The sequence below is a fragment of the Micromonospora sp. NPDC048843 genome, from assembly GCF_040649965.1.
In the GTDB taxonomy this organism is placed as follows: Bacteria; Actinomycetota; Actinomycetes; order Mycobacteriales; family Micromonosporaceae; genus Micromonospora; species Micromonospora hortensis.
This window is the reverse complement of sequence record NZ_JBEZGJ010000115.1, coordinates 1-24,353: the sequence shown is the minus strand read 5'-3', so window position 1 is coordinate 24,353 and position 24,353 is coordinate 1. Positions and strand designations below refer to the sequence as shown.

20 protein-coding genes are annotated in these 24,353 nt (G+C 72.0%); 8 read left to right on the top strand and 12 right to left on the bottom strand.

Features of this window, described 5'->3' with window-relative positions:
* Positions 1-118 precede the first annotated feature (118 nt).
* Positions 119-1,543 carry a type I glutamate--ammonia ligase gene (gene glnA, locus AB0C20_RS24190; protein ID WP_112671701.1) on the bottom strand — a complete coding sequence of 475 codons (1,425 nt, stop codon included), beginning with the start codon at positions 1,541-1,543 and terminating at the stop codon, positions 119-121.
* 235 nt (positions 1,544-1,778) lie between these two features.
* On the opposite strand from glnA, the gene AB0C20_RS24185 reads away from it, so the two are divergent.
* The gene (locus tag AB0C20_RS24185) at positions 1,779-2,204 is read left to right on the top strand and encodes an RDD family protein (protein WP_357181033.1); all 426 of its coding nucleotides are present in this window, start codon (positions 1,779-1,781) and stop codon (positions 2,202-2,204) included.
* 196 nt (positions 2,205-2,400) lie between these two features.
* Here AB0C20_RS24185 and AB0C20_RS24180 read toward each other — a convergent pair whose 3' ends face one another.
* Positions 2,401-3,087 carry a DUF4191 domain-containing protein gene (locus tag AB0C20_RS24180; protein WP_357181031.1) on the bottom strand — a complete coding sequence of 229 codons (687 nt, stop codon included), beginning with the start codon at positions 3,085-3,087 and terminating at the stop codon, positions 2,401-2,403.
* A gap of 207 nt (positions 3,088-3,294) precedes the next feature.
* Here AB0C20_RS24180 and AB0C20_RS24175 point away from each other — a divergent pair, with 207 nt between their 5' ends.
* Both AB0C20_RS24175 and AB0C20_RS24170 read left to right on the top strand, forming a co-directional pair.
* Positions 3,295-3,465, top strand: coding sequence for a hypothetical protein (locus AB0C20_RS24175; protein WP_167493919.1), 171 nt, complete (start codon positions 3,295-3,297; stop codon positions 3,463-3,465).
* A 167-nt stretch (positions 3,466-3,632) separates the two neighbouring features.
* The gene (locus tag AB0C20_RS24170) at positions 3,633-6,524 is read left to right on the top strand and encodes an AAA family ATPase (RefSeq protein WP_357568785.1); all 2,892 of its coding nucleotides are present in this window, start codon (positions 3,633-3,635) and stop codon (positions 6,522-6,524) included.
* Between the two features lie 44 nt (positions 6,525-6,568).
* Here the strand turns inward: AB0C20_RS24170 and AB0C20_RS24165 are convergent, their stop codons facing one another.
* On the bottom strand, positions 6,569-8,287 hold the full coding sequence (locus AB0C20_RS24165; RefSeq protein ID WP_357181024.1) for a hypothetical protein: 1,719 nt from the start codon (positions 8,285-8,287) through the stop codon (positions 6,569-6,571).
* Positions 8,288-8,340: 53 nt separating this feature from the next.
* A complete protein-coding gene (gene lipA, locus AB0C20_RS24160) occupies positions 8,341-9,336 on the bottom strand; it encodes a lipoyl synthase (protein ID WP_357181021.1) in 996 nt (331 codons plus the stop codon).
* Positions 9,337-9,789: 453 nt separating this feature from the next.
* On the opposite strand from lipA, the gene aspS reads away from it, so the two are divergent.
* Positions 9,790-11,076 carry an aspartate--tRNA(Asn) ligase gene (aspS, locus tag AB0C20_RS24155; protein ID WP_357181018.1) on the top strand — a complete coding sequence of 429 codons (1,287 nt, stop codon included), beginning with the start codon at positions 9,790-9,792 and terminating at the stop codon, positions 11,074-11,076.
* 38 nt (positions 11,077-11,114) lie between these two features.
* Here aspS and lipB read toward each other — a convergent pair whose 3' ends face one another.
* The 3 genes from lipB to AB0C20_RS24140 all read right to left on the bottom strand — a co-directional run bounded on the left by lipB (position 11,115) and on the right by AB0C20_RS24140 (position 15,045).
* Entirely contained in the window at positions 11,115-11,756 is a 642-nt protein-coding gene (gene lipB / locus AB0C20_RS24150; RefSeq protein WP_357181015.1) for a lipoyl(octanoyl) transferase LipB, read from the bottom strand.
* Between the two features lie 97 nt (positions 11,757-11,853).
* Positions 11,854-13,155 (bottom strand): hypothetical protein, encoded by a 1,302-nt coding sequence (locus AB0C20_RS24145; RefSeq protein WP_357181012.1) that lies wholly within the window; start codon positions 13,153-13,155, stop codon positions 11,854-11,856.
* A 57-nt stretch (positions 13,156-13,212) separates the two neighbouring features.
* Entirely contained in the window at positions 13,213-15,045 is a 1,833-nt protein-coding gene (locus AB0C20_RS24140) for a DUF2079 domain-containing protein (protein ID WP_357568784.1), read from the bottom strand.
* 217 nt (positions 15,046-15,262) lie between these two features.
* On the opposite strand from AB0C20_RS24140, the gene AB0C20_RS24135 reads away from it, so the two are divergent.
* Complete coding sequence (locus AB0C20_RS24135; RefSeq protein WP_357568783.1) at positions 15,263-16,480, top strand: PHB depolymerase family esterase; 1,218 nt, start codon at positions 15,263-15,265, stop codon at positions 16,478-16,480.
* Between the two features lie 128 nt (positions 16,481-16,608).
* Here AB0C20_RS24135 and AB0C20_RS24130 read toward each other — a convergent pair whose 3' ends face one another.
* Together AB0C20_RS24130 and AB0C20_RS24125 are read right to left on the bottom strand one after the other, a co-directional pair.
* A complete protein-coding gene (locus AB0C20_RS24130; RefSeq protein ID WP_357181004.1) occupies positions 16,609-17,523 on the bottom strand; it encodes an LLM class flavin-dependent oxidoreductase in 915 nt (304 codons plus the stop codon).
* Between the two features lie 182 nt (positions 17,524-17,705).
* The gene (locus AB0C20_RS24125) at positions 17,706-18,611 is read right to left on the bottom strand and encodes a TIGR01777 family oxidoreductase (protein ID WP_357568782.1); all 906 of its coding nucleotides are present in this window, start codon (positions 18,609-18,611) and stop codon (positions 17,706-17,708) included.
* Positions 18,612-18,931: 320 nt separating this feature from the next.
* On the opposite strand from AB0C20_RS24125, the gene AB0C20_RS24120 reads away from it, so the two are divergent.
* Positions 18,932-19,783, top strand: coding sequence for an NmrA family NAD(P)-binding protein (locus AB0C20_RS24120; RefSeq protein ID WP_357568781.1), 852 nt, complete (start codon positions 18,932-18,934; stop codon positions 19,781-19,783).
* Positions 19,784-19,813: 30 nt separating this feature from the next.
* Here AB0C20_RS24120 and AB0C20_RS24115 read toward each other — a convergent pair whose 3' ends face one another.
* Positions 19,814-20,812 carry an aldo/keto reductase gene (locus AB0C20_RS24115; RefSeq protein WP_357568780.1) on the bottom strand — a complete coding sequence of 333 codons (999 nt, stop codon included), beginning with the start codon at positions 20,810-20,812 and terminating at the stop codon, positions 19,814-19,816.
* 56 nt (positions 20,813-20,868) lie between these two features.
* On the opposite strand from AB0C20_RS24115, the gene AB0C20_RS24110 reads away from it, so the two are divergent.
* On the top strand, positions 20,869-21,255 hold the full coding sequence (locus tag AB0C20_RS24110; protein ID WP_357180992.1) for a MerR family transcriptional regulator: 387 nt from the start codon (positions 20,869-20,871) through the stop codon (positions 21,253-21,255).
* Here the strand turns inward: AB0C20_RS24110 and AB0C20_RS24105 are convergent.
* Entirely contained in the window at positions 21,252-21,746 is a 495-nt protein-coding gene (locus tag AB0C20_RS24105; protein ID WP_357180989.1) for a hemerythrin domain-containing protein, read from the bottom strand. The genes AB0C20_RS24110 and AB0C20_RS24105 overlap by 4 nt on opposite strands.
* Before the next feature lie 102 nt (positions 21,747-21,848).
* Positions 21,849-23,186 (bottom strand): low temperature requirement protein A, encoded by a 1,338-nt coding sequence (locus AB0C20_RS24100; protein WP_357180986.1) that lies wholly within the window; start codon positions 23,184-23,186, stop codon positions 21,849-21,851.
* A 152-nt stretch (positions 23,187-23,338) separates the two neighbouring features.
* Between AB0C20_RS24100 and AB0C20_RS24095 the strand changes: the two genes are divergently transcribed.
* Positions 23,339-24,274 carry an SDR family NAD(P)-dependent oxidoreductase gene (locus AB0C20_RS24095; protein ID WP_357180983.1) on the top strand — a complete coding sequence of 312 codons (936 nt, stop codon included), beginning with the start codon at positions 23,339-23,341 and terminating at the stop codon, positions 24,272-24,274.
* The last annotated feature ends 79 nt before the right edge of the window (positions 24,275-24,353 follow it).

The following is a 24,353-nucleotide window of genomic DNA, read 5'->3' as shown; positions in this document are numbered from 1 at the left end:
CTCACGGGGTCGGGGGCGGCGCGGGGGGTTGTGGGGCCCGGCCCCGGCCGGTGTTCCAGCGACTGCTCAGCAGTCGTCGTGCGTCTGACTGCTCAGCAGTCGTCGTGCGTCTGGCTGCTCAGCAGTCGTAGTACATGGCGAACTCGTGCGGGGTCGGGCGCAGGCGCACCGGGTCGACCTCGTTGGCGCGCTTCCAGTCGACCCAGGTGGAGATCAGGTCGGGGGTGAAGACGCCGCCGTCGAGCAGGTAGTCGTGGTCGGCCTCCAGCGAGTCGAGCACTGCCGACAGCGAGCCCGGCACCTGCTTGACGTCGCCCCACTCCTCCGGCGGGAGGTCGTAGAGGTCCTTGTCGATCGGCGTCGGCGGCTCGATCTTGCTCTTGATGCCGTCGAGGCCGGCCATCATCATGGCCGAGAAGGCCAGGTAGACGTTGGCCGACGGGTCCGGGACGCGGAACTCGACGCGCTTGGCCTTCGGGTTCGCGCCGGTCACCGGGATGCGGGTGCAGGCGGACCGGTTGCGCTGCGAGTAGACCAGGTTGACCGGTGCCTCGAAGCCCGGCACCAGACGACGGTACGAGTTGATCGTCGGGTTGGTGAAGGCCAGCAGCGACGGCGCGTGGTGCAGCAGACCGCCGATGTACCACCGGGCCATGTCGGACAGGCCGGCGTAGCCGGTCTCGTCGTAGAACAGCGGCTCACCGTTGAGCCAGAGGCTCTGGTGGGTGTGCATGCCGGAGCCGTTGTCACCAAAGAGCGGCTTGGGCATGAAGGTCGCGGTCTTGCCGTTGGCCCAGGCCTCGTTCTTCACGATGTACTTGAAGAGCTGGAGCTGGTCACCGGCGTGCAGCAGGGTGGAGAACCGGTAGTTGATCTCGGACTGGCCGGCGGTGCCCACCTCGTGGTGCGAGCGCTCCACGTTGAAGCCGGTGTCGACCAGGCGGCGCACGATCGAGTCACGCAGGTCGGCGTAGTGGTCGACCGGCGGGACGGGGAAGTAGCCGCCCTTGTACGCGGTCTTGTAACCACGGTTGCCGCCCGGCTCTTCGCGGCCGGTGTTCCAGGCGCCCTCGATCGAGTCGATGTAGTAGAACGACTGGTGCGCCGAGGTCTCGTGGCGGATCGAGTCGAAGATGTAGAACTCCGCCTCGGCGCCGAAGTAGGCGGTGTCGGCGATGCCGCTCGCCGCCAGGTACGCCTCGGCCTTCTTCGCCACGTTGCGCGGGTCGCGGCTGTAGGCCTCGCGGGTGAACGGGTCGTGGATGAAGAAGTTGAGCGCGAGCGTCTTCTGCGCGCGGAACGGGTCGATGAACGCGGTGGCGACATCCGGGAGCAGGAGCATGTCCGACTCGTGGATCGCCTGGAAACCGCGGATCGACGAACCGTCGAACGCGAGGCCGTCGGTGAAGAGGTCGTCGTTGACGGACTCGACCGGCAGATTGAAGTGCTGCATCACGCCGGGCAGGTCACAGAAGCGAACGTCGACGAACTTCACGTCCTCGTTCTTGAGGTATCGCAGCAGTTCCTCGGGGTTGGCGAACACACATCCTCCTGGCACGTCCACGGGGTGGCTAGGCTTCTGGCGACGCTATGGCCGGGGGGTTGCCCGGCCGTGTCTCCGTTGTTTCTGCCGTGTTACGTCCCTCGCGGAGCGTCAGCTACGCCCCGGCCGCGCTTCCGGCCCGCCAGGAACGCCGTACCGACTGTGCCAGTGTAATGACATCTGATGCCTTTGGCCTGAATCGGCACGCAGCGGCGGCGGCACCCGGCAAGCCCTCATGCCGGCGCGGATACCCTTGACCGCTGTGACCAATCCGCACCTTCCGGCAGCGCCGGCCACCGACCCCACCTTCACCGCTCCGAGCCTCGGTCGGCGGTTCGGGGCGCTGATCATCGACTGGGTGCTCTGCCTGCTGGTGTCCAACTTCTTCGCCGACCCGGTACGCGACGGCTGGGCCCCGGTGCTGGTGCTCGTCCTGGAGTACGGCATCTTCCTCGGCCTGTTCGCCCAGACGCCGGGCATGTACATCACCAGGATCCGCTGTGTGAACTGGCACGACGGTGGCCGGATCGGCGTGCTCAGGGGCCTGATCCGTGGCCTGCTGCTAGCCCTTGTCGTCCCCGCACTCATCATGGACGAGCACCGGCGCGGCCTGCACGACCGAATCGCCGGCTCGGTCATCGTCGACGCCCCCCGCGGCTGAGCCAACCCCACCAAGGCCGGCCCGGGAGAGTCCAAGGTCGAGTCCGAGTTCGGTCGATCATGGAGTTGTGGTGCCCGGCTTGGTGCTGTACGGGCACTTCGTCACCCAGCACAACTCCATGATCGACGAGGCGCTGACGCCGCGCGCGAAAGAGCCGGACCCGTGCGGGTCCGGCTCTTTACGCGTACACCTGGGGTCAGCGGCCCCGCGACTGGCGGAAGGCGCCTGGGGGCCGCATGTTCTTCGGGATCGCGCCCTTGGGCATCTGTGGCCGGGCGGTGAGCGCCTTGAGTCGCTTGTCCAGCGAGTTGACGTCCTTGCCGGAGAGGGCGCGGGGCAGGCGCAGCAGCGTCGTCCGCAGCTTGCGGATCGGCAGCTCGCCTTCCTCCTGCCCGATCACGTAGTCGTGCAGGGGAGCGGAGCCGATCACCTTGGCCAGCCGCCGCTTCTCCTGGCCGAGCAGGCCACGCACCCGCTGCGGGTTGCCCTCGGCAAGCAGGATCACGCCCGGACGGCCGATCACCAGGTGGACCATGTCCATCTGAGTGGTCGAGCTGACCGCCGGGGTAACCCGCCAGTCGCCGCGCATGTTCTCCATGATCTGCGCCGCCGCGCCGGGTTGCCCCTCGGCGGCGTTCATCATCGCCTTGTTGGACCGCAGGTTGAGCACGATCAGCACCGCGAGCAGGACGAACAGGATGCCGATTGGCAGCCAGATCCAGCTCCAGAGGATGACCGCGACCACGGTGAGCGCGAGCGGGATGAGCACCGCGGCGGCGACCAGCGGCGCGAACCACCGGTCCTGCTTGGCGGTGAACTGGAACACCATCCCGATCTGCTTCAGCCGCTGGCCGAACGAGACCTTCTCCTGGGGCTTTGCCATGCCGCAGAGTCTAGTGGTCGCCGCCGGCCCGGTTGATCCGCGTCCGGGTGCCGGGGCAGCTGAGTACCTTACGTCGCCGTACGCGCCCGGAGCGGCCGGGTAAGGAGGCTGTGGGTGGGGAAGATGAGGCGCCATGCCCATGCCCGGGTGGGGCCTTCGCGCGAAGAGTCGTCAGCAGAAGACGACGACGCGACGAAGGAGCCCGACATGTTCGGCAACGACGCAGATTTCCTGCTCACCCTGCACCGTACCCACGCCGCCGAGCTGCGCGCCGACGCGGCCGCGGACCGGCTCGCCCGGTCGCTGTCACGTCCGGTCAGTCGCGGGTGGTTGGGCCGGCGCAGGCAGGCCGGTCGCACCAGCGACGCCCGCCGGTGACCACGCCCAGCGCGGCCGCCACGCCCACGGCGCCGGGCGCGCCCACCGCACCCGCCACGTCCACGGCGCCCGTCGGGCTGGCCGCTCGATCCGATCCGACCCCGCCGCCCGACCACCGGCCGATCGGCGGGGCCGGCGGGACGGGCCGCCATGGCATGCTCGAACACGTGACCGTACGCGCCGCCAGCTCAGTCCTCGTCGGGCGCCACCGCGAGACCGCGGCGCTGCGGGACGCGCTGGGCCGGGCGCGGGCCGGCGAGCCGACCACAGTGCTGGTCGGCGGCGAGGCGGGTGTGGGTAAGACCCGGCTGCTGGAGGAGTTCGCGGGCTGGGCCACCGACGGCGCGTCGCGGGTGCTCGTCGGCCAGTGCCTGGAGCTGGGCGAGGCGGGTCTGCCGTTCGCGCCGTTCGCCGCAGCGTTGCGCGCGGTGCTCCGCGCCGACGGCCCCGAGGTCTTCGCCGGCTACGAGGCGGAGTTCGCTCCGCTCCTGCCGGAGCTGGGCCGCGCCTCCGCGGCGCTGACCACCCCGCGCGCGGTCCCGCTCAGCGACGCCCCGCGCGGCTACCTGTTCGACCTGGTCGCCGAGCTGTTCCAGCGGCTGGCCGACGCTCGCCCACTGGTCCTGATCATCGAGGACCTGCACTGGGCCGACCGTTCCACCCGCGACCTGATCGGCTTCCTCGTCCGGGCGGCGAGGCCGGGCCGGCTGCTGCTGGTCTGCACCTATCGCACCGACGAGTTGCAGCGTGGGCATCCGCTGCGCCCGTTCCTCGCCGAGCTGGATCGGGCGCGGGGCGTGGAGCGGGTCGAGCTGGCTCGCCTGGACCGCGACGGCACCGCCGCGATCCTCGCCGACCTGCTCGGTGCCGAGCCGCTCGCCCGCGCCGTCGACGATGTCCACGACCGCACCCAGGGCAACCCCTTCTTCATCGAGGAGTTGGCCGTCGCCGGTGACCCGATCGGCTGCGCGGCGCTGCCCGAGACGCTGCGTGACCTGCTGCTGGCCCGGGTGGACCGGCTCCCCGAGCCGGCGCAGCGGGTGTTGCGGATCGCGGCCGCCGGCGGCACCCGTTTCGCCCATGACCTGCTTGCCGAGGTCGCCGGGCTGCCCGAAACCGAGCTGGAGGACGCGTTACGCGCCGCCGTCGCCGCCCAGTTGGTGGTGGCCGACCGGGACGGTGACTACGAGTTCCGACACGCGCTGGTCCGCGAGGCCGTACACGACGAGTTGTTGCCCGGTGAGCACGCCCGGCTGCACGCCCGCTTCGCCGCCGCCATCGAGGCCCAGCCGCATCTGGTCGCCGCCGGCCGGGCCCCGGCCGAGATCGCCCACCACTGGCACGCCGCGCACGACCACCCGCGCGCCCTCGTCGCCGCACGAGCCGCCGCGTGCGCCGCCGCCGACCGGTACGCGTACGCCGAGCAGCGCCGACTGCTGGAGCGGGCGCTGGAGTTGTGGGAGCTGGTGCCGGACGCCGCCGACCTGCTCGGCATGGACCACCTCGCGTTGCTGGAGCAGACCCTCGACGCCGCGGTCACCGCAGGCGACTTCAGTCGGGCCATCACCCTGACCCGGGCCGGGCTGGCCGAGGTGGACGCCGACGCCGCGCCGCTGCGCGCCGCCCGCCTGCTGGACCAGCGCGGTCGACTGATGGCCCTGCTCGGCAAGAGCGACGGCAGCCGCGAGCTGGATGAGGCGTATCGGCTGGCGGCCGGTGGCCCGCCCGGCGGGGAGCGGGTCCGGCTGCTCGCCGACATCGCCACCCACCTGGTCAAGATCGACCCGCAGAAGGCGGCCCGGGTGGCAGCCGAGGCCGCCACCGACGCCGAGGCGCTCGGAGAACACGTGGCCCTGCTGTCGACGCGGATCGCGTTGCTCTGCCACGGCGAGCGGGACCTGACCGGCGGGCTGGCCGAGCTGGGCCGGGCGGCCGCCGCCGCCCGTGCGGCGGGGGACGCGCCGACCCTGGTGCTCGCCATGGTGTTCGAGTCGGACATGCTCTGCGAGTTGGGCCGCTACGCCGAGTCCGCCCAGGCCGCCGAGGCCGGTGTGGCCGAGGCGCGACGGGTGGGGATCAGCCGCTCCACAGGGGCGTACCTGCTCTCCAACCGGGCCGAGGCGCTCATCGCGCTGGGTCGGTGGGACGAGGCCGAGGCGGTCTGCGCGGAGGCCGCCCGGATCGACCTGTCCGGTGTCACAGGTCTGCACTGGCTCCAGTTGGGTGCCGGGCTGCGGCTGGCCCGTGCCCATCCGGGCGCCGACGAGCTGGTCGACCGGGCGCTCACCTTCCTCAATCGACCGTACCTGTGGCCGAACCACCGCCTGCCCCTGCACGAGTTGGCGATCGAGGCGGCGCTGGCCGCGGACGACAAGGTCGAGGCGGTACGGGCGGCCCGCGTCGCTGTGGTCGACGAGAGCCTGCCGCAGCTGGCCCGGGAAGGTTGGCCGGTGCTCAGCGCCGCCGCGCGTACCGCGGCCCGGGTGGGTGACAGGGAGATGGCGGCGGCGGTGGCGGCGCTCGCCACCGCCCTGCCGGCGCGGCACCCGGCGGCCCGTGCGCACGCCGCCCAGGTCACCGCGTTGCTCGCGGTCGGGGACCAGGCGCTGCCGGCGTGGCGTGCGGCGGTCGACGCGTGGCGGGCCGACGGGCAGCCCTACCCGTTGGGCAGGGCGCTGCTGGCACTGGCCGAGGCGACCGCCGCAGCCGGGGAACGTGACGAGGCGGCGGCAGCGGTCACCGAGGCCACCGAGATCGGCCGGCGGCTGGGCGCGACCCCACTGGTCGAGGCGGCCGCCACCCTGGCGCGGCGGGTCGGCCTGCGCGCCGGGGGCGGGGCCGGCGCGGACCTGCTGACCGCCCGGGAGCGGGAGGTGCTGCGCCTGGTTGCCGAGGGGCACAGCAACAGCCGGATCGCCGAGCGGCTGTTCATCTCGCCGAAGACGGCAAGCGTGCACGTCTCCCGGATCATCGCGAAGCTGGGTGTGACCAACCGGGTGGAGGCCGCCGCCCTGGCCCACCGCCTCGGCCTGCTCACCGAGACCGCCGCGCCGCGCTGACGCGCACCGAGGCCACCGCGCCGCGCTGACGTGGGCCGCCGAGGTCAGCGCGGCAGGTAGATGCGCCAGCCCTCGATGGTGACCAGGTCCAGGCTGCCCGGCGTGACTCGCTGCCGCTCGTCGAGCACCTCCGCCAGGGGTGAGCCGGCCGGCGCGACCCAGGCCGGTGCCGCCGCGCTGTCCACCTCCCGCCGGTACGCGGGGTAGCGGTCGAAACCGGGGCGCAGTGTGTCGTCGACGACCGCGCAGACCACCTGTTCCGCGCTGGCGAAGGTGAGCCGGTTGCAGGTCCAGTAGCCGGCGCGCACGTGCCGTACGCCGAGCTGACGCAAGGTGCTCACCAACTCGGTGTGCCGGGCCTCTGCTGCCCGGGTCGCCGGGACGGTCTGCGCCGCCCGCCAGGTGGCGTGGGCCGCGGTACCAAGCGTGGCGGCGAGCAACACCACAGCTACCGACCGGGCCAGTGTCGACCCGACGCCGCGTCGGCCGGTCGCCGCCGTTCGCAGCCCGTGCCGGGCCACCGTCCACACCGGCCAGAGCAGCGCCGGCAGGGAGATGAGCAGGCAGGACAGGTAGCGGGAACTCTCCACCGGGGTGAGCCCGGCGGAACTGCTCACCGTGTACGCGCCGAGGGTGGCAACCGCGGCCAGCACGAGCGCCAGCCGTGCTGCCGCCGCCACCCGAGGCGACACCGCGGCGGGGCCGACAGCGGCGGGGTCAGCAGGGTCGGGGTCGGGAGAGCGCAGGGCGCGCCAGGCGGTGGCGGCGGCGATGGCCAGCAGGAGTGGCAGGGCGAGCGCCCACCACAGTTGCCAGGTGGCGCACTGGCCGGGAGCGCAGAAGCCCATGCCCAGCGGCGGGCCGAGCACCAGGCCGCCGTGCAGTCGGTCCGACCAGCCCGCTGTGGCGTTCGCACCGCTGGCGGCGAGCACTGCGTGCAGCGGGTTGCGCGCGGTCAGCAGGCTGTGCAGCAGCAACGGGGCCGCCCCCAGCACGGCCGCCGCCCCGAGTAGCGCCCCGGCGGCACCCCACAGCTCCCGGCGGCAGAACCCGACGAGGACCGCGCCGGTCGCCGCGACGTACGGCAGCACGAGCGGGTCGACCCAGAGCATCAGTCCGGCCAGGAACCCCCACGCGGCCCAGCGCGCCAGCCGCCAGCCGGGTCGCCCGGCGCCGGCCGTCGGCCCGTCGGGTCGCCCAGCGTCGGCCGATCGCCGCCCCGGTCGACCGGCGGCCAGATCCACTGCGAGCAGGGCCAGCGCCGCCCCGGCCGCGTTCATCTCGGGGTAGCCGCCGCCGGCGATCAGCTGGTTCTTGACGATCCGGTCGGAACCGAGGGCCAGCAGCGCCACCATCAGCAGCCCGAACCACCGGTCCCCGGTCAGCCGCAGCGTCAACCGCCAGGCCAGCAGCAGGAACAGCGCGTACAGGGCCAGCGTGGGCAACCGCAGTCCGAGCAGCGACGGCCCACCGGCGAGGGCGAACACCGGCGCGGCCAGGTACGCCTCCAGCGTGCCCATGTACTGCTGGCCGTAGAACCAGACCGGGAAGCCCTCACCCCGGGCGATGTGCAGCGCGGCCAGCCCCATTGTGGCCTCGTCGCTGTTGGTCGGCGGGGCGGCGTGCAGCAGCAGCCAGAGCCGGTAACCCACCCCGGCGAGCACTGCCAAGCCGGTGAGCCAACCGACCAGGCCGGGACGTGCGCCGGGTCGGGGGTGCGGCGAGTCGGCGCCGCGCGGCTGCTCGCGTACGCCGACGGTCATCACAGGATCATGACACCCGGACGCCGAACGACCGTGCGGCGCTGCCGGCGGAGTCAGCCGGCGGTGGCGACCGAGGCGGCGGCGCGGGCGTCGATGGCCTGCTTGTAGAGCCGGCCGGCCCGGTACGACGAACGCACCAGAGGCCCGCTCATCACCCCGGCGAAGCCGATCTCCTCGGCCTCATCGCGCAGCTCCACGAACTCCTCCGGCTTGACCCAGCGGGTCACCGGGTGGTGCCGGGGCGAGGGGCGCAGGTACTGGGTGATGGTGATCAGCTCGCAGCCGGCCTCGTGCAGGTCGCGCAGCGCCTGCGAGACCTCGGCCCGCTCCTCGCCCATGCCCAGGATCAGGTTGCTCTTGGTGACAAGGCCGTCGGCGCGGGCCTGCCGGATCACGTCCAGCGACCGGTCGTAGCGGAACGCCGGCCGGATGCGCTTGAAGATGCGCGGCACTGTCTCCACGTTGTGGGCCAGCACCTCGGGACGGGAGCTGAAGACCTCGGCCAACTGCTCGGGGACGGCGTTGAAGTCCGGGATCAGCAGCTCGACGCCGCAGCCGGGCTGCAGGGCGTGGATCTGTCGGACGGTCTCGGCGTACAGCCAGGCGCCGCCGTCGGGCAGGTCGTCACGGGCGACACCGGTGATGGTGGCGTACCGCAGCCCCATCGAGACCACCGACTCCGCGACGCGACGCGGCTCGTCGGCGTCGAACTCGGCAGGCTTGCCGGTGTCGATCTGGCAGAAGTCGCAGCGCCGGGTGCACTGGTCACCGCCGATGAGGAAGGTGGCCTCCCGGTCTTCCCAACACTCGTAGATGTTGGGGCAGCCGGCCTCCTGGCAGACGGTGTGCAGCCCTTCGCGCGAGACGAGCCCGCGCAGTTGGGTGTACTCCGGGCCCATCTTGGCCTTGACCTTGATCCATGGCGGTTTGCGCTCGATCGGCGTCTCGGCGTTGCGCGCCTCGATCCGCAGCAGGCGCCGCCCCTCGGGGGCCGCCGTTGCGGTGCGCGCTGCCTGGCCGGTCGTCGGCGCGGAGTGCTCGATCGTCACGAAAATGAGCCTACGCCGGACGGCAGGTGTCTATGTGCGTCAGGCGACCGGCGTCACGCCCCAAACGTTGTGACGCCGGACACCGGCCGGTCGGAAAAGGGCGTCACAGACCGGGGAATCGGGTGCTACGGTCGCCGGCAACAGCGACGACGGAGCCGAGTAGCCCCCGACCCGCCAGTGCAGAGAGCCGCCGGTGCTGAGAGGCGGTCTGGCACCGGGGCGCGAAGACCCTCCCGAGCTGCGGGAAGAACGGCCGCGGGTCACCCGCGCCCAGTAGAGCCCGCCCGGCTGGCCCCGGTCATCAGGCGACGAACGAGGCCCCCGCTCCGGCGGGGGCGAAGGTGTGGTGGCACCGCGAGGTTCCCGCTCGCCCACACCTCCCTGGGGCTGATGCGACGCTTTCGCCACCCCGGGGCGGCGACGGCGTCGCGATCGACCGAGGAGCAGTACGCCATGCAACGAACCCTGTCCCAGCAACTGCCCGCCAGGATCGGCACGACAGTGCGGATCGCCGGCTGGGTGCACCGCCGCCGACTGCTCAAGTCGGTGGCCTTCCTGATCGTGCGGGACGCCACCGGCCTGGCCCAGGTGGTCGTCACCGACCCGGGCGTCCGCGCCGAGCTGGAGAAACTCACCGAGGAGACGGTCGTCGAGGTCACCGCGACGGCCACCGCGAACGGCACGGCACCCGCCGGGGTCGAGCTGACCGACCCGACGGTACGTCTCCTCGGGCCGCCCGCCGTGCCGCCACCGTTCGACCTGTACCGGCCGGCGCTCACCGCGAGCCTGCCCACCCAGCTCGACAACGCGCCCACCGCGCTGCGGCACCCCACCCGCTCGGCCGCGCTGCGGATCTCGGCGGCAGCGGTGGCGGGGTTCCGGGCCGCACTCGACGCCCAGGACTTCGTGGAGGTCCACACGCCGAAGGTGGTCAGCTCCAGCACCGAGAGCGGGGCGAACGTGTTCGCGCTGGACTGGTTCGGCCGACCCGCCTACCTGGCCCAGTCACCGCAGTTCTACAAGCAGCTGATGGTCGGCGTCTTCGAACGTGTCTACGAGGTGGGGCCGGTCTTCCGGGCCGAACCGCACGACACCGTCCGGCACCTCGCCCAGTACACGTCGCTCGACGCGGAGTTGGGCTTCGTCACCGACCACCGGGACGTGATGCGCGTGCTGCGCGACACAGTGGCCGGGATGCTGGACGCGGTGAGCGGGCGAGCCGGCACCGCTCTCGCGACCCTCGGCGTCACGCCGCCGCAGGTGCCGGCGGAGATCCCGGCGGTGCACTTCACCGAGGCGCTGACGATCGCCGGCGCGCCCGCCGACGAGCCGGACCTCGCGCCCGCCCACGAACGGGCGCTGGGGGAGTGGGCACTGCGCGAACACGGGTCGGACTTCCTCTTCGTCACCGGCTACCCGATGGCGAAGCGGCCCTTCTACACCCACCCGGACCCGGCGCGGCCCGCGTACTCGAACGGGTTTGACCTGCTCTTTCGTGGCCTGGAGTTGGTCACCGGCGGGCAGCGGCTGCACCGGCACGCCGACTACCTGGCGGCGTTGACGGCCCGGGGTGAGCCGGTCGAGCCGTACGTCGGCTACCTGGACGCGTTCCGCCACGGCATGCCACCGCACGGCGGTTTCGCCATCGGCCTGGAACGGTTCGTGGCCCGGCTGGTCGGCGCGGCCAACATCCGGGAGGTCACCGCGTTCCCGCGTGACCTGCACCGACTGACGCCATGAGCGAGGCGGCCCCCGGCGACGCCGCCGGGGGCTGCCGCTCAGACCTTGATGAGGGTGGAGAGTCGGCGCTCGACCACCGGCAGCACGTCGGCGACGCTGATCGGGCGACCCAGCTCGGCGGAGAGCGAGGTGACGCCCGCGTCCCGGATGCCGCACGGCACGATCCGGTCGAAGTACGTCAGGTCGCAGTCGCAGTTGATCGAGAAGCCGTGCAGGGTGACGCCCCGGGCCACGCGGATGCCGATGGCCGCCACCTTGCGGGCCGGCCCCCGGTCGTCCTCGGGCACCCAGACGCCGCTGCGTCCTTCGATCCGGCCGGCGGTCAGCCCGAACTCGGCGCACACGTCGATGAGCAGCTCTTCGGTTCGGCGCACGTAGGCGACCACGTCCACCGGGTCGGGCAGGCGCAGGATCGGGTAACCGACGAGCTGCCCCGGGCCATGCCAGGTGATCTTGCCGCCACGGTCCACGTCGACGACCGGAGTGCCGTCCATGGGCCGGTCCCACGGTTCGGTGCGCTTGCCCGCGGTGTAGACGCTCGGGTGCTCCAGCAGGAGCACAGTGTCGCCACGCTCGCCAGCCACCACCGACTCGTGCAGGCGCCGCTGCTCGTCCCAGGCGGCCTGGTAGTCGAGCAGGCCGGCACGGACGGCCGTCAGGCCGGGGGTCGTCGTTGTCACGGCAACCAGCCTAGTCCCGCCAACGGCGATCATCCCTGGTGAGCCGCCTCACGAGGACCTCGTCGTGCCGGTCGCGGCACCGCTGGGCGGCTCGTTGTCACGCCGCGGCAGGGACCGTCGCAGCGCGGTGGCGGCGGATCCGGCGGACGACGAGAGCGATCGCGAGCAGCGTCGGCACTGCCAGCGTCAGGTAGACCCAGAGCGGCGCGGCGAACGGTGACGGCCGGGGCTCCGGCCCGCCGAACGCGGCCCGGCTCAGCAGGTCACCCGGCACCATCAGGTTGGTCGACCCGACTGGGGTGGTCACCAGCACCTCGCGACCGCCGTCGGGCGACAGCGCGGCGAGAAAGGCTTGCCGGTCCGTGTCCGCCTCGGTTTTGCTGGCATACCGCAGGAGCGGGTCGTCGCCGCGCCAGCCGATGATCCCGCTGACCGAGGTGCCAGCCGGCAGGGCCTGGCCGACCGCGCGACCGGTGGCAGTGTCCAGGAACTCGATCCGCCAGGTGCGCGCTGCCGCCTGCTCGGCCGTGCACGTGGGCCCGGCGCAGCCGTCGAAGGCGAGCAGCGCGAGCCGCCGGCCGTCGGGATGCCAGGCGGCCGGGCCGGCCAGCATCCGCCGGTCGCCCAGGTCGACCTGCCAGCGAGGACCGCCGCCGGCCGGGTCGAGGACCACCAGTCGCTGGCGGTCGGCGAGCCGGGCAGGCACGTCCGGCGAGCCGGTGACCGCCACCAGGTCACCTTCGGGTGACCAGGCCGCCCCGTTGTGGGCGGCGAAGATGCCGGCCGCGACCACCCGCTCGGTGCCCTGGTACGGGTCGACGACGAGCAGGTCGTCGGGCTTCTCAGGGTCGTTGAGCTGCTGGTTGTCCGGCCCGTAGCTGATCACTTGATCGTCGTTGTTGCGGGTGCCGAGCACGCTCCGCCCATCAGGTGACCACGCGAAAGGGTCCAGCCCGGGTTTCATGGTGCGGCGCTGCCGGCCGGTGGTGAGGTCCAGCAACTCGCCGGACTGCGGCCGCAGGTAGTGGCGCCCGTCGGGGGAGAGCAGCCCGTGCCCCTCGGCGATGCCGATCGGGATGATCCGGTAGGCGCCGTCCCGGGCGACCAGCACGCCTGTCGACTCGAAATAGCGGGTGCGGTCGGTGAAGAACACCAAGGCGGCCGGACCGGCCGGGCGTTGCCCCACCGTCGCCTGCCACAGCCACGGATCGCGCACCCGGCTCGGCACCACCCCGGCCGTGCTGTCGGCGGCCGTGCTGCCTGTGACAGTGCCCCCGCCGGCCGTGCTGCCGGTGACAGTGCTGCTCGCGGCCGTGGCGGCTGGCGTGCTGAGCGCGACGAGCCCCAGTGCGAGCCCGACCACTGCGCTACGCCGCAATCGCCCACCGGTCAATCTCATCGGCCCATTAGACGCGACGGCGGCCGGTCGTGTTGCCCCGGCGAGCCGCGTCGCGGTCTACCGGTCGGCAGGTGGGATGCGCCAGAGCCAGACGTCGTCGACCCGTTGCGGCTCGCCGAACAGGGCGGTGCCGGTGCGCAGCAGGGCCCCCTCGTCGACCTCGAACTTCGCGCCGTGCACCTCGTCGGCGAGCACCACCGTCTCGATGCGCCAGTGCCGCAGGTCCGACTGGACCTCCCGGATCGTCCCGTCGGTGACGATGGGGACCAGCCCGGTGCGGCCGGCCTGGTCCATCAACGCGCTCAACGTGCGCGGCACCGGACCGATCCGGCCCCGCCCGTCCGGCCCGCCGGGGCCGAGGAAGAAGCCGCCCGGGATGGCGAACTCGCCCTGCCGGTGCGACAACGCGTACGCCTGCCAGCGCTGGCCGTCCGGGTAGATGTCCACGGTCAGCGGCACCGGGGTCAGCACCCCGTCGGGTGACACGTAGTCCCGCCACGTGCCGGAGGTGATGAAGCGGGGGATCGGCTCCCGCTCGTCGGTGAGCAGTGGGGTGGGCAGCAGCGGCACCAGGGCCACCGCGAAACCCAGCAGCCAGGCCAGTTCCGTGGAGCGGTGCCGGGGTGGAGCGGCGCGCAACTGGTCGACGGCGTACGCCAGCAGCAGCCCGACCACCGGCGCGACCACCAGCGCCAGCCGGGCCGGCAGCGCGGCGTTGACCACCGGCAGTTGGCCGACCAGGTCGAACGGCATGGGCAGATCGGTGCGTCGGCCATCGACCTTGGCGACCGGCCCGAACGAGAGCACCGTGAAGATCAGAGCGAGGGCGCCCAGCGCCCAGAGGGTGGCCCGGCGGTGCGGGTCGGCCCGCCGCCAGAGCACGACGAAACAGATCACTGTGAGCACCAGCAGCGGGATGCCGAAGAACGAGTTCTCCTCGGTCGGGTTCGGCGCGAGCGAGGTGCCCAGCCCGGCCTCGCCGGCCAGCGAGCGGCGTGGGAAGGCGGCGAACGCCGCGATGTCCTCGGAGTGGATCACCGGGTCGAAGCCGGTGCCGTGGAACCGTTGTGGCCCGGCGAAGTGCAACCACAAGGGGTACGACAGCAGCACACCGGCGACCACTGCTGTCACCCCGAGCCCGCGCAGGAAGGTGGGCAGCGCGGCGCGGGCCTCCACCCGGTTGGCCGGGTGCAGCGCCCAGATGGCGACGAACACCCCCAGCGCCAGCGCGGTGAAGAAGAGCCCTTCGGCGGCGATCGAGAAGGCCACAGCGACCAGCACGCCGAGGATCACCCCGTCCCGAAGCCAGTGCCCGGCGCGGCGTAGCGCGAACAGCCGCCAGATCAGCAGCGGCACCAGCCAACCGGCGGTCCAGTTCAGGTGCGCGTTGGCGTGCGACACCATGCCGGGGGAGTAGGCGATGAACAGGGCGCCGACCCCGGCGGCCAACTGGCTGCGGACCAGGTGCCGGGAGAGCAGCCAGTACCAGACCAGCGCGGTGGCGAGCAGGTTCAGGGTGAGGATCACCAGGAACGTCGCCGGCGGCCCGATCAGGTACGTGAGCGGGGCGAAGACCACCGCGTACACGGTGATCGTCGTGTTGACCGCGAGGTTCACGCCGTCCGGGACGTTGATCAGGTAGGTGAAGAGCGGGTTGTCCCAGTGGGTGACCGCGTGCCCACCGAAGGCCAACAGCCATTCGAACAGCGCCTGGTCGCTGGAGTTGACGGTGATGGTGCGGACGTTCGGGTCCCGCCACAGCCCACTGGTCACCCAGACGGCGAGCGCGAGCGCCACCAGCACGACGATCAGGTCGGCCCGGCGGTCCCGGACGGTGCGCAGCGGCGACACGGGTGCGGGCCCGGTGGCCAGCGACGGGGAGGACGGCACGCAGCGGACGTTACCAACCGGACCTGGACGGGCCGGTCAGACCTGCAAGGACGGGACCGTTGGGGACGGATTCGACCCGCCACGTCGACGGTCTGACGTACACAGCGTCCGTCGTGAATGTGTGAGTGTGCCCCATGTCATAGGTGCGACACATCGTCGTAACGTCACGGCAACTCGACAGTGACCCAGTTCACAGTCTGCCCCTCAGGAGGCCGCCGTGCGCCGCTCCTCGTCCACCCTCACCCGGCTGCTCGGTGCGGTCGCCGGCCTCGCCCTCGCCGTCGCGGGCGCGGTCGCCGTCGCCGCACCCGCCCAGGCCGCCACCCTCACCCAGGTCACCGGGTTCGGCTCCAACCCCGGCAACCTCGCCATGTACGCCTACCGCCCGGACGGTCTGCCGGCCAACGCCCCGGCCGTCGTCCTGCTGCACGGCTGCACCCAGAACGCCTCCGGCTACTTCGCCAACTCCGGCTGGCAGAAGTACGCCGACCAGTGGAAGTTCGCCCTGATCGTCGCCCAGCAGCCCTCCGGCAACAACGCCAACTCGTGCTTCAACTTCTTCGAGGCGGGGGACACCACCCGAGGCCAGGGCGAGGCGCTGTCGATCAAGCAGATGGTCGACCACGCCAAGACGAACTACGGGGTGAACGGCTCCCGGGTCTACGTCAGCGGGCTCTCCGCCGGCGGGGCGATGAGCGCGGTCATGCTGGCCACCTACCCGGACGTCTTCGCCGCCGGATCGATCATCGCGGGAATCCCGTACCGCTGCGCCACCAGCATGGTCAACGCGTTCAGCTGTATGAGCCCGGGCGCGGACAAGACCCCGGCCGCCTGGGGCGACCTGGTCCGTGGCGCGTACTCCGGTTACACCGGCCCGCGACCCCGGGTGGCCATCTGGCACGGCACCTCGGACTACACCGTCGCACCGCTCAACGCCACCGAGTCCCGCGACCAGTGGACAAACGTGCGGGGCGTGTCGCAGACCCCGACCAGCACCTCGTCGCTGCCCGGCAACACCAGCCTCGAGGTGTACGGCAACGACGACGTACGCCTCTACCGGATCTCCGGGATGGGCCACGGCACCCCGGTCGATCCGGGCTCGGCGGCCGAGCAGTGCGGCACCGCTGGCGCGTACTTCCTGGACACCATCTGCTCGACGTACCGTGACGCGCTCTTCTTCGGTCTGAACGGCGGCGGGACCAACCCGACCCCGACCCCGACGGCCACCCCCACGCCGACCCCGACGGCCACCCCGACCACGCCGCCGACCTGCGTGACGGCCAGCAACTACGCGCACGTGGCGGCCGGTCGGGCGTACCAGTCCGGCGGCTACGCCTACGCCAACGGCTCCAACCAGCGGATGGGCCTCTACAACACCTTCTACACCAGCGCCCTCAAGCAGACCGCCCCCAACCACTGGGTAGTCGGCTGCTAACCCCCCACCCCCCCTTCCCTCCTTCCCCCCTTTGCCCCTGTTGATCAAGAGGTTTGCGTCATCCGGTAGCCGGAATCTGACGCAAACCTCTTGATCAACGGGGCTGTCGGCGGGGGGTGGGGGGGGGCTCAGGTCAGGCGGGTTAGGACCGGCTCTAGCGTTTCCAGCGCATTGGTGCGGACCACGAACCGGGTCACCCCCCACCGCCGTTCGTGCTCGGCGACCGCCGTGACGATCTCGTCCACCGTGCCGATCAGCACGAACGGGGTGGCCAGCAGTTCGGCGGGCGTCATGCCGTTACGCCGGGCCTGTTCCGCGGCGACAGCCTCCGCGTCGTCGGTGACCACCACCGTCTGCACCAGTGCCTCCAGCGCCGGCGGGTCAGCTCGGCCGGCCGCGCCGGCGGCCACGCAGGCCAACTGCGCCTCGATTTGGTCGGCCCGCCAGCGCGCCTCATGCTGGTGGCCGTCGGCGAGGGTACGTCCGAACCCGGTCAGCCCGACCACGTCGGCGTGCGCGCCGGCCCACCGCAGCAGCGTCGAGTTCGCCGTACCCATCGTCAGCGGAATCCGGTCCTGCACGGGCCGGGGTTCGCGCAGCACCGCCTCGCGCATCGTCAGCTCGGCCGAGTCGACGGTGACCGAGGCGCCGTCGAGCAGGGCGCGGACCGCCTCGGCGACGGCCACGCAACGGCGGACCCGCCCGGCCACGTCGGGGCGTTCCCGGCCCACCGCGCGCCACTCCGCCGGGGTGTGACCGGCGCCGACACCGAGCCGGGCCCGTCCGCCGGAGATCAGATCGAGGGTGGCCACGTCGGCCGCGAGCAGCATCGGCTCCCGTACGCCGAGGTTCGACACGTACGAGCCGAGCCCGATCGTCGAGGTGACCGGGGCGGCGGCGGCCAACGCGACGAACGGTGACGTCACGTCGCCGGGGTGGTCCGCGGCGAGGAGAGCGTCGAAGCCGGCGGTCTCGGCCCGACGGGCCAGCTCGGCCCAGCTCGTCGCGTCGGTCGGGGTGGCCTGGAGGGAGAAGGTCGCCATTGGTCAAGCATCGGCCCACGCTGGCCCACCAACGGCCCGCCGACCGCCAATTCTGCCAACGGCCGAACCACCCCGGGGACGAACCCTGTCGATCATGAAGTTGTTGCCACGACACGCCGAGGCGAACGGCAATAACTTCATGATCAACGCGAACGGGGGCGGGACCGGGGGCGGGTTAAGGGTCAGGGGGTTGGGGTTAGGGCTGCTTGGAGGGCTTGGGGGAGGGTGGGGTGCTGGTAGGGGTAGGCGGCTCGGGCCAGGACTCCGGGGAGGACTCTGGTGCTGGTGAGGGCCTCGTGGGCGAAGCCGCCGAGGACCACCTTGAGCGCCAGCGCGGGGATCGGGATGATTGCCGGGCGGTGCAGTTGCCGGGCCAGCTCGCTGGTGAACTCGATGTTCGTCACCGGGTTCGGCCCCACCACGTTCACCGGGCCGGCGATGTCGTCGTGGTCGAGCAGGAAGCGGGTCGCGTTCAGCCAGTCGGCCATCGAGATCCACGGCAGCCACTGCCGGCCGCTGCCCAGCCGGCCGGCGATGCCCAGCTTGAACGGCAGCAGCTGCGGCTTGAGTAGCCCGCCGTCGCGGTCCAGCGGCAGACCGGTACGCAGCCGGACCACGCGTACCCCGGCGTCCTCGGCGGGCCGGGTGGCGGCCTCCCACACCCGGCAGACGTCGGCCAGGAAGCCCTCGCCGGCCGGCGCGTCCTCTTCGACCGCCCGGTCGCCCGTGTTGCCGTACCAGCCGACGGCCGATGAGTTGAGCAGCACCCGGGGTCGGTCCGCAGCGGGCACCCCGGCGATGCTGGTCGCCAGCGTGGTGGTGCTGTCCACTCGGCTGGTGCGGATCAACCGGCGGTAGTCGTCGTTCCAGCGTTTGTCGCCGACGCCCGCGCCAGCCAGGTTGACCACGGCGTCGGCCTCGGCGACCACTGCGGGGTCGAGGTGCCCGGCGGCCGGGTCCCACCGACGCTCCTGCGAGTCGCGCGGCGATCGACGGACCAGCCGGGTGATCTGGTGCCCGTCCGCCGTGAGCCGGTCGGCCAGCCGGGTGCCGAGGAAGCCGGACGCGCCGGCCAGAAGGATCCGCATACCCCCATCTTCGTCCAGAACGGCGCGGACGGATGCGCGGCGCGGCCGACGTCACCGGCTGCGGGACGTACCGGCGAAAAAATTGCGCGGATCGGCGAGCAGCATGGAAGACGCAGGTCAGCGGCTGTTCCGGGTACCGAAAAAGGCTGTCGCGCGCATTCGGCGCCGGTCGCGTTTCCGCAGGTCAGAGGGAACGTGAATGCAATGTTCGCGATTGCTTCCGGCATCGATCTGGCTGACCATGAGCCATCCGAGAGCGCCCCCGGAATGGCGGGGTCGGCTCACCGTGCCCACCGTCGGGCGACAGCTGAGGAGGAACCATGCCGATCCTGGTGACCGGAGCGACCGGGACCGTCGGAGGCAGCCTGGTCCGGCAACTGGTGGCCGCCGGCCACGACGTACGCGCGCTGACCCGCGATCCCGCGTCGCCGGCGGCCGCCGCGCTGCCCAGCGGGGTGGAGGTGCTGGCGGGCGACTTCGCCAGGCCCGACACGCTGGCGCCGGCGCTGCGCGGCGTGACGCGCATGCACCTGGTCGCGATGGATGGGTACGGACCGCTGAGCACCGGTGCGGAGATCTTGGAGCTGGCCCGGAAGGCCGGCGTTCGTCGGGTCACCCACCTCGGTCACAACGATCCGAGCCGGGCCGACGACGACCCGCTCGAGGCCCCGCATCGGCCGCTGCACCGGGCGATCGAGAACTCGGGTCTGGAGTGGACGAACATTTTTCCCGGCGAGTTCATGGCGAACACCCGAGACTGGGCGCCCGCCATCCGGGCCGAGGGGGTGGTCCGGGCGCCGTTCGGTGACTGGAGCAGCGCCCTGGTCCACGAGGCGGACATCGCCGCGGTCATCCTGGCGGCGCTCACCGATGACGGCCATGCCGGCCAGGTCTACCAGCCGACCGGTCCGGAGCCGGTCCGGCGCCGGGACGCGGTCGAGATGATCGGTGCGGCGATCGGCCGCCCGGTCCGGTTCGACGAATTGACCCCGGAGCAGGCCCGGGAGTACTGGAAGGACGACTATCCCGCCGAGGTGATCGAGTGGTTCCTGGAGATGGGCCGGCATCTCGACGGCAACGCCTGGGTCGCCCCGGACGTCGAGCAGGTGACCGGCCGCCCGGGGCGCACGTTCCGGCAGTGGGCCGGCGAGCACGCTGACGACTTCCGCTGACGACGCCCGGGGCGTGGACCGGCCCGGTGATCAGGCCGCGGGGGCCGGACGAAGGTCGGCGAGGAGACGCTCCACCTCGGCGTACGACTCGGCACCCAGCGGGCCGAGCGTCAGGGTGGCCAGGTTCTCGTCGGCCTGGGCCACAGTGCGTAGGCCGGGAATCGGCACGGTACGGGGGCTACGCGCCAGCAGCCAGCCGAGTGCGCCCTGTGCGAGGGTGCGCCCGTCGGCGGTGAGCGCCGCGCGGACCTGGTCGACCCGGGCCGCCCAGCGCGGTGTCGGCCGGCCGTCGGTGAACCATTCCAGCCACTCCGGTGCCCGTCCACGCACGTCGTCCGCCCCGACCGCCCGGGTCGACCCGGTGAGCAGCCCCATCGCCAGCGGCCCACGGTTGAGGCTGGCCAGGTCGTGCTTGTCGCAGACCGCCAGCACCGCCGCGTTGTCGCGCAGCACCGACTCGTCGTGCTGGATCGCGGCGCAGTGCGGGCCGGCAGCCGCGAACGCCTCCGCCGAGGCCGGGTCGTCGGTGCTCCAGCCGTACGCCCGGATCTTGCCCTGGTCGACCAGGGCCTCCAGGGTGTCGACCAGATCGAGCGCGGCGGGCACCGACAGTGCGTTGATGTGCAGTTGGTAGAGGTCGACGTGGTCGGTGCCGAGGCGGCGGAGCGAGTCTTCCAGGCTGCGCACCGCGAAGGCCGGGCTGGCGTCGGTGCCGAGCGCCCGCCGGGTGCCCTCCTCGCTGACGTTGCCGAACTTGGTGGCGATGACCACGCTGTCCCGCCGCCCGGCCAGGGCTTTGCCGAGGATCCGCTCGCTGTGCCCGGCGCCGTAGTTGCTGGCGGTGTCGAACAGGGTGACCCCGAGATCGAGCGCCCGGTGGACGGTGCGGATCGACTCGTCGTCGTCCACCTCGCCCCAGCCGAACGGCTGCCCGTCGTCACCCCAGAGCGGGCCGCCGATGGCCCAGCACCCCATTCCGATAGCGCTCACCGTGATGCCGCTGCGTCCCAGCGTCCGTGTCGTCGTCATGGTCACCAGCCTGCAATCTGGAGCGCGCTCCAGGTCAAGCACTAGCATCTCGCGACATGAGCGGTTACGCCCCTTCGGAGGCCGCCCGCCGCAGCGGCTTCAGCCTGGACACTCTGCGGTACTACGAGAAGATCGGCCTGCTCGCGGACGTGGAGCGTACGGCGGGCGGGCAGCGGGTCTTCACCGACGACGACCTCGGCTGGCTGGTGCTGTTCCGCTGCCTGCGCGACACCGGGATGCCAATCGCGCAGATGCGCCGCTACGCGCAACTGGCCCGCGACGGCGAGCACACCACCGACGAGCGGCACGAGTTGCTGTGCCACCACGCGGCGCGGGTCGAGGAACAGATGCGCCTGCTCCAGCGCCAGTACGACCACCTCCGGGAGAAGATCCGCTTCTACGAGCGACTGCCCGACACCGCGCCGGGGTCGGAGGCTGGCTAAAGGGGACCGGGCGCGGTCAGGCCGAGCAGGTCCTCTGTCGTCCCCTGTCGACCGGTGAGCGCGTTCAGGGCGGTGACCAGTCGCTTCTCCTCGTAACGGAAGTGCGACTCCAGCAGGGCGGCCAGCCCGCCCAGCTCGGCGCGCACCTGGTCGACAGGCACCGCCGCGTCGCCGCCCAGCAGTGCCTCGACCCGTTCCAGGATCCCCGCCACCACCTCGTGATCGGTGATCAGGTTGTCGATGACCGGGCGCAGCTCAGGGGCTTCCTCGGCCAGCAGCCGGAACGCGCCCGCGTCCTCACCGGTGTGGTGTCGGCCGAGCGCGGCACAGAAGGTCAGGCAGTGCGCCCGAAGATCCCGGGACGGGGTGTCGAGGCTTGCCTGTAACCGGGCCAGTTCCGCACTGAGCCAGAGGTGGATCTCGATCATCTGATTGCCGACGGCGGCGAGCCGGCCGGCCGGTGAACCGGTTGGGTGCACGTTTCGTCCCATGCTGTCCCCGCGCCTCCATGCCCTCGGCGGCCTTCGGGCCGGGTGCACTGCGACGCTGCACCGCAGTCTAGGGCCGGCGGGTCAGGCCCCCAAACCCGGGAATCACGGAGTGGTCGGTTCGTCGGTCTCCCGGACGTCGTGCCAGCGCGCCCGCCAGGCGGCCTCGTGGGCCTCGTGGCTGGTCCGCTCCTGGAAGACTGCGGCCCGCAGGGCGTGCCGGGACTGCGCCATCACCATCACCTCCACGGCCACCAGCGCCACGCAGATCACTGTCGCGAGGGTGAGCGCGCCCAGCGCCGGCAGGTGCTGGCCGACCGGGAGGGCCGCCGTGAGCACCACTATGACGCCGACGCGAGTCCAGCTGACGGTGTGCAGGGTGCGTAGTTGAAAGAGCAGGTTGACGGCGAAATAGCAGATCAACCCACCGAAGAGCATCGGCACCGCCGGCCCCTCGACCTTCTCGGCGATCCCGCCGACCGGGTCGGTGATCTTGTGCAGAACCTCCTCGTTGCCGATCGAGAAGAGGATCACCCCGGCGATCATCGGCAGGTAGAGATACGCGTACGCGTCGCGGGCCATCGCCACCCGGGGAGCGCCCTCCGCCGCGTGCAGGGCGATCCGGGCGGCCGGCCCGATGAAGTCGAAGTGCGCCCACCAGAGGGCCGCGGTGACCACGATGCCGAGCGCGGCGGCGGCCACCGCCGGCCAGGTGACCGGCTTGCCGAGCAGGTTGCCGCCCACGCCCGTCGAGATGATCGACTCGCCCAGCGCGATGATCAGGATGAGGTCGTAGCGCTCGGTCCAGTGCTCGGCGCTGGTCACCCCCCAGCCCCAGGTCCCGACGATGAAGCCGGTGGCGTACTGCACCACCACCACGGTGATCCACAGCCCGTCGCGGACCAGGGCGGCCCGATCGGGGTCGCTGATCTGCGGCGGGATGAGCGCGGCGGCCAGCAGCAGCACGATGCTCACCGCCAGCTCCGGGGCGAACCGCCGCAGTTGCCGCCGCTCCTGCGGGCTGTCCCGCACCACGTGCTGATAGAGGATCATGTGTACGGCCCGGACCACGACGTAGCTGATGGCCACCAGCATCGGGCCGGCGGCGCTCCCCTTCGGGTCGTTGAACGCCTGCGGAAGCGCCAGCGCGAACGCGAACAGGGCGACCATCGCGATCACCATGAGCACCGGGACGTAGCCCTCGCCGAGCCGGACCCGGGTGGCGACCAGGCTGTGCACCACCCAGATCCACCAGAGCACGGCGAGGACCAGGCCGGCGTGCAGCAGTTGCCGGCCGGAGATGTTCGCTGCGGTGGCCCGGGTGATGATGAAGAACGAGAAGACGAAGACCAGGTCGAAGAAGACCTCGAACTTGTCCACCCGGGCGCCGGGGGCGATCGGGACGGCCGGTCCCAGCTGTCCACCCCGCCGGTAGCCGCCCACGATTCCACTCTGGCAGCGTCCGGGCTGGTCGGAGGCCCGAACGGCGATGGCGACGGGGTCCGGCGTTACCTCCGGCCCGGGTCGGGGAAACAGCGGGGCCACGGCCTCCGCAGCGGGCCGGTCGGTCCGCCCACCCCGGACAAGGATGGACAATGACGACCAACAACCCGATCACAACCTCGTTCGCCCATCACTCCACTGCCATGGACGTGATCCGGGGCGTGGACCTCGTCGGGCGGCGGGCGATCGTCACCGGCGGGTCCTCCGGGATCGGCGTGGAAACCGCCCGCGCGCTGGCCAGCGCCGGCGCGGAGGTAACCCTGGCCGTCCGCAACCCCGACGCGGGTCAGCAGGCCGCCGACGACATCACCGCCACCACCGGCAACGACAGCGTCCTGGTCGCCCCGCTCGACCTCGCCGACCAGGGTTCGGTCGCCGACTTCGTGGCCAACTGGGACGGCCCGCTGCACATCCTGGTCAACAACGCCGGCATCATGGCCGCACCCCTGTCCCGCACCCCGCAGGGCTGGGAGATGCAGTTCGCCACCAACCACCTGGGGCACTTCGCGCTCGCCACCGGGCTGCGTCCGGCACTCGCCGCGGGCGACGGGGCCAGGATCGTCTCGGTCAGCTCCGCCGCCCACCTGCGCTCACCGGTGGTCTTCGAGGACATCCAGTACGACAAGCGGGAGTACGAGCCGTGGCAGGCGTACGGGCAGTCCAAGACGGCCAACGTGCTGTTCGCCGTGGAGGCCACCCGGCGCTGGGCCGACGACGGCATCCTCACCAACTCGCTGATGCCCGGCGCGATCCGGACCAACCTTCAGCGCTACGTGAGTGAGGAGGAGTTGGACCGGCTGCGCGCGGGCAACGCGGCGGCCTGGAAGACCGTCGAGCAGGGTGCCGCCACCTCAGTGCTGGTCGCTGCCTCGCCGCTGCTCGACGGGGTGGGCGGGCGCTACTTCGAGGACTGTCAGGAAGCCGCCCCCAACCAGCCCGGTGGGCGGACGGGAGTCGCGGCGTACGCGCTGGACCCGGAGGCCGCCGAGCGGCTCTGGAAGGTCTCGACCGAGCTGCTCAAGAGCTGAGGACCGCAGACGAAGGGGCGCCCCGGTCGACGACCTCGCGGAAGCGACGCACCAGCAGCGGCAGCGCCTCCTCGCCCTG

Coding starts and splice junctions, on each gene's coding strand:
- AB0C20_RS24130 (WP_357181004.1), bottom strand. CDS start 17,523: ATGGCGACCTTCTCCCTCCAGGCCACCCCGACCGACGCGACGAGCTGG.
- AB0C20_RS24120 (WP_357568781.1), top strand. CDS start 18,932: ATGCCGATCCTGGTGACCGGAGCGACCGGGACCGTCGGAGGCAGCCTG.
- AB0C20_RS24110 (WP_357180992.1), top strand. CDS start 20,869: ATGAGCGGTTACGCCCCTTCGGAGGCCGCCCGCCGCAGCGGCTTCAGC.
- AB0C20_RS24145 (WP_357181012.1), bottom strand. CDS start 13,155: ATGAGATTGACCGGTGGGCGATTGCGGCGTAGCGCAGTGGTCGGGCTC.
- AB0C20_RS24165 (WP_357181024.1), bottom strand. CDS start 8,287: ATGACCGTCGGCGTACGCGAGCAGCCGCGCGGCGCCGACTCGCCGCAC.
- AB0C20_RS24105 (WP_357180989.1), bottom strand. CDS start 21,746: ATGGGACGAAACGTGCACCCAACCGGTTCACCGGCCGGCCGGCTCGCC.
- AB0C20_RS24115 (WP_357568780.1), bottom strand. CDS start 20,812: ATGACGACGACACGGACGCTGGGACGCAGCGGCATCACGGTGAGCGCT.
- AB0C20_RS24095 (WP_357180983.1), top strand. CDS start 23,339: ATGACGACCAACAACCCGATCACAACCTCGTTCGCCCATCACTCCACT.
- AB0C20_RS24180 (WP_357181031.1), bottom strand. CDS start 3,087: ATGGCAAAGCCCCAGGAGAAGGTCTCGTTCGGCCAGCGGCTGAAGCAG.
- AB0C20_RS24185 (WP_357181033.1), top strand. CDS start 1,779: ATGCCGGCGCGGATACCCTTGACCGCTGTGACCAATCCGCACCTTCCG.
- aspS (WP_357181018.1), top strand. CDS start 9,790: ATGCAACGAACCCTGTCCCAGCAACTGCCCGCCAGGATCGGCACGACA.
- AB0C20_RS24175 (WP_167493919.1), top strand. CDS start 3,295: ATGTTCGGCAACGACGCAGATTTCCTGCTCACCCTGCACCGTACCCAC.
- AB0C20_RS24125 (WP_357568782.1), bottom strand. CDS start 18,611: ATGCGGATCCTTCTGGCCGGCGCGTCCGGCTTCCTCGGCACCCGGCTG.